This window comes from Pseudomonas sp. JAI115 (assembly GCF_014200835.1).
GTDB lineage: Bacteria > Pseudomonadota > Gammaproteobacteria > Pseudomonadales > Pseudomonadaceae > Aquipseudomonas > Aquipseudomonas putida_A.
The window spans coordinates 1-2964 of record NZ_JACHCY010000031.1 but is presented as its reverse complement, the minus strand read 5'-3'; the positions used below and the strand labels follow the sequence as shown (position 1 = coordinate 2964).

4 protein-coding genes and 3 tRNA genes are annotated in these 2964 nt (G+C 52.9%); all 7 read right to left on the bottom strand.

Annotation, left to right across the window (positions count from 1 at the left end):
• The coding region (locus HDC30_RS28930) for a GTP-binding protein (RefSeq protein WP_256214500.1) at nucleotides 1–149 on the bottom strand (149 nt) is incomplete at its 3' end.
• A gap of 84 nt (nucleotides 150–233) precedes the next feature.
• Nucleotides 234–309: transfer RNA gene (locus HDC30_RS28925), tRNA-Thr, on the bottom strand.
• 26 nt (nucleotides 310–335) lie between these two features.
• A tRNA-Gly gene (locus HDC30_RS28920) sits at nucleotides 336–409 on the bottom strand.
• A 24-nt stretch (nucleotides 410–433) separates the two neighbouring features.
• Nucleotides 434–518, bottom strand: a tRNA-Tyr gene (locus HDC30_RS28915).
• A gap of 142 nt (nucleotides 519–660) precedes the next feature.
• Complete coding sequence (locus HDC30_RS28910; protein WP_027614313.1) at nucleotides 661–1098, bottom strand: hypothetical protein; 438 nt, start codon at nucleotides 1096–1098, stop codon at nucleotides 661–663.
• 7 nt (nucleotides 1099–1105) lie between these two features.
• Nucleotides 1106–1855: a pantothenate kinase gene (locus HDC30_RS28905; protein ID WP_027614312.1), complete on the bottom strand. Its 750-nt coding sequence runs from the start codon at nucleotides 1853–1855 to the stop codon at nucleotides 1106–1108.
• Nucleotides 1845–2798, bottom strand: a complete 954-nt coding sequence (gene birA, locus HDC30_RS28900) for a bifunctional biotin--[acetyl-CoA-carboxylase] ligase/biotin operon repressor BirA (RefSeq protein ID WP_183786271.1) — start codon at nucleotides 2796–2798, stop codon at nucleotides 1845–1847. The genes HDC30_RS28905 and birA overlap by 11 nt, the downstream gene beginning before the upstream one ends.
• Nucleotides 2799–2964 lie beyond the last annotated feature (166 nt).

The following is a 2964-nucleotide window of genomic DNA, read 5'->3' as shown; positions in this document are numbered from 1 at the left end:
ATCTTGTCGAATTCAACTACGGCCGAACCGAAAACTTCGGAGCAGACGCGAGTCAGAGCAGCGGTCAGAGTGGTTTTACCGTGGTCAACGTGACCAATGGTCCCTACGTTGACGTGGGGCAGGGAACGATCAAATTTTTCCTTAGCCATCGATAACACCCTCAACAGAAGAATTAGACGAACGATATCTACCATTAAAACAAAGGCAGATATTTTCATATCTGCCTTGTTATATGGAGCTCTTGAGCGGATTTGAACCGCTGACCTCACCCTTACCAAGGGTGTGCTCTACCAACTGAGCTACAAGAGCGTAACACTTTGCACAACCTGCAAACTTGGAGCGGGTAGCGGGAATCGAACCCGCATCATCAGCTTGGAAGGCTGAGGTTCTACCACTAAACTATACCCGCGGAGCTTGCAGCTCACGCTAAAAATGGTGGAGGGGGAAGGATTCGAACCTTCGAAGTCGTAGACGTCAGATTTACAGTCTGATCCCTTTGGCCGCTCGGGAACCCCTCCTAAGCGAGCCGGCATTCTATACTATGCCGACCCTCTGTCAAGCATTTTCTCATTAAAAACCTGAGGTTAGCTGCGTTGACACCACTCCGCTTTGACAACCTGTTTAGGTGTTCGCTGTGGAGCGGGCGCCATTCTATGCAAACTATTCCAGCGGTGCAACCCCCTCACACAGCATTATTTTATGTTTTAACTCATTGAATTCCTTGGAAAGGTTCTGCAACTGCACATCCCCCAATAAACGCTGGCTCTCGGGCGCAATGCGCAACCAATATCCAGGCTCGGGAAGATCCTTTTGCGATGCCTGAACCTTCACACTCATGCCCGCTAGACGCATCTGTAGCGCGGAAAGGCTGCTTTCTTGAGTCAAACCACCCAAAAACAGACACTCCTGTCCGGCATGGCGCGCGCCTTGCACTCCCGCCGAGTCACCAGTCGCCTCACTCAATAAGCGAATATCTTGCTGGGACCCGCGGTACATGCTGAGAGGAGTGACATCTTTTGCACGCAAGGGCGCCTCCTGCTGATGCCAGACGTAATAGAACACATTGAGAACAACGAGCAGCAGGAACAACCAACGCATACAAACCTCAAGTTAAAGGACACGCCATCGCCAACCCTACAAATACCAGGTCAGGGACGATCCGAGCATCAGGCACGACGTCCGCCACCAATCCAGCATCGCCACCGGTAATAAAGACAGCAAAGCGCTCCCCCCAATAGGATCGAGCCATTTCCATCTGGGTCAGAACGAAACCTCTCAACATTAAAGAGCACCCTCGCTCCACCGCCTCGACGGTACTGCGCCCCGGAGCATGGCTCGTCAACGCTTTTTCGGCAGCCAAGTCCCCATAACGGATTTTCCGGGTATGTGTACGTAATTGGTTACGCATCAAAGGCATCCCTGGGCAAATGAATCCTCCAAGGTGCTCTCCTTCGGCATTAATAAAATCGGCTGTCACAGCAGTGCCGAAATCCAGAATCAGACAGGCGCCGGCAGCCAGATGAAAGCCACCGAGCATCGCCAACCAGCGATCCAGCCCCAAGCGTTCATAGTCGTCATAGCCATTCCTGACACCAGACATTTCACTGGCCGACTTTGCGCAAACGACCGAGATGCCGAACGTCTGCTCGAGAATTCGGGTGAGCGCAGCAGTTTCTTCGCTGGTTCTTACGCTGACCAACCGACATTTGCGCAACGACAGGCTCTCAAATGCACACAAGCTATCCACCAGAGCCTGATCCGAGTCGACAACACCTTCCGCGAAAAGACCACCAGCAGCCGTATTCAATACGCGCCACTTGATAAAGCTATTCCCACAGTCGAGCTCAAGAATCATCACGCAACCTCAGACTGAGCTCACCACCACTAAATACTTTTTCCACGCCGTCCACCTTCAAGCGCAGCGCACCCTGGCTATCAATACCAAGCACTACGCCTTCTATATGACTAACGCCCGCAACCAAAGAAACCGGGCGACCTTGCCACATGTGATCCTTTTCCCATTCCTCCTGGAACGCAGAGAAACCATGGACCTGATGACGCTGGATATAACCGCGCAGTTGGTCGCTCAGCTCAGCCACCAAGACGTTGCGATCGCAGGTTTGACCCGTCTGGAGTCGAATTGACGTCCATTGCTGGTCAACTTCCTCAGCAACCTGCATGTTCACATTAATGCCTATACCCAGCACCACATGGCAAACATCTGCCGGATCCCCTACTAGCTCAAGAAGAATACCGGCGATTTTCTTGTTCCCGACCAGCACATCGTTGGGCCACTTCAACCCTGCGCCCGCCACCCCCAGCTTTCGCAGGGCATGCATAACAGCCAAACCGACCACCAGACTCAAGCCCTCAAGCTGGCGCATGCCACCTTCAATGCGCAGGACCAGGCTGTAGTAGAGATTTTCAGCAAAAGGGCTTACCCATTTGCGGCCTCTGCGACCGCGACCGGAAATCTGTCGTTCGGCCAATACCAGAAACGGCGCCGCTCGACCCTGATTGATCGCGCGAAGCGCCTCTGCGTTAGTGGAATCGATGGAATCAAAGACTGTAATCGGCCAAACCGCTGCTAAGGCACTAATCTTCAGGGGGTCGAGGAGCGTCAAGGGTGCAGCCAGTTGATAGCCTCTGCCCCGGACTTTGTTTATGGACAACCCGAGCTCAGCCTCAAGATGCTGAAGCTGCTTCCACACCGCACTTCGACTGATTCCCAGGGTAACCCCCAGAGCCTCGCCGGAATGGAATCGACCATCCTTTAATAGATTCAACAACGTCAGCATGCAGGTCTCGCCTCACAATGAGGTCCGAATAATAGCCATGAGCCGGGCGATTGCATAGAAATCAAGCGCACCACTTTCCTGCGGGCAAAACAAAACCCCAACTGCTTTCGCAATTGGGGTTTCGGAATTTAATCTTGACGATGACCTACTCTCACATGGGGAAACC

Coding starts and splice junctions, on each gene's coding strand:
- HDC30_RS28910 (WP_027614313.1), bottom strand. CDS start 1,098: ATGCGTTGGTTGTTCCTGCTGCTCGTTGTTCTCAATGTGTTCTATTAC.
- HDC30_RS28905 (WP_027614312.1), bottom strand. CDS start 1,855: ATGATTCTTGAGCTCGACTGTGGGAATAGCTTTATCAAGTGGCGCGTA.
- birA (WP_183786271.1), bottom strand. CDS start 2,798: ATGCTGACGTTGTTGAATCTATTAAAGGATGGTCGATTCCATTCCGGC.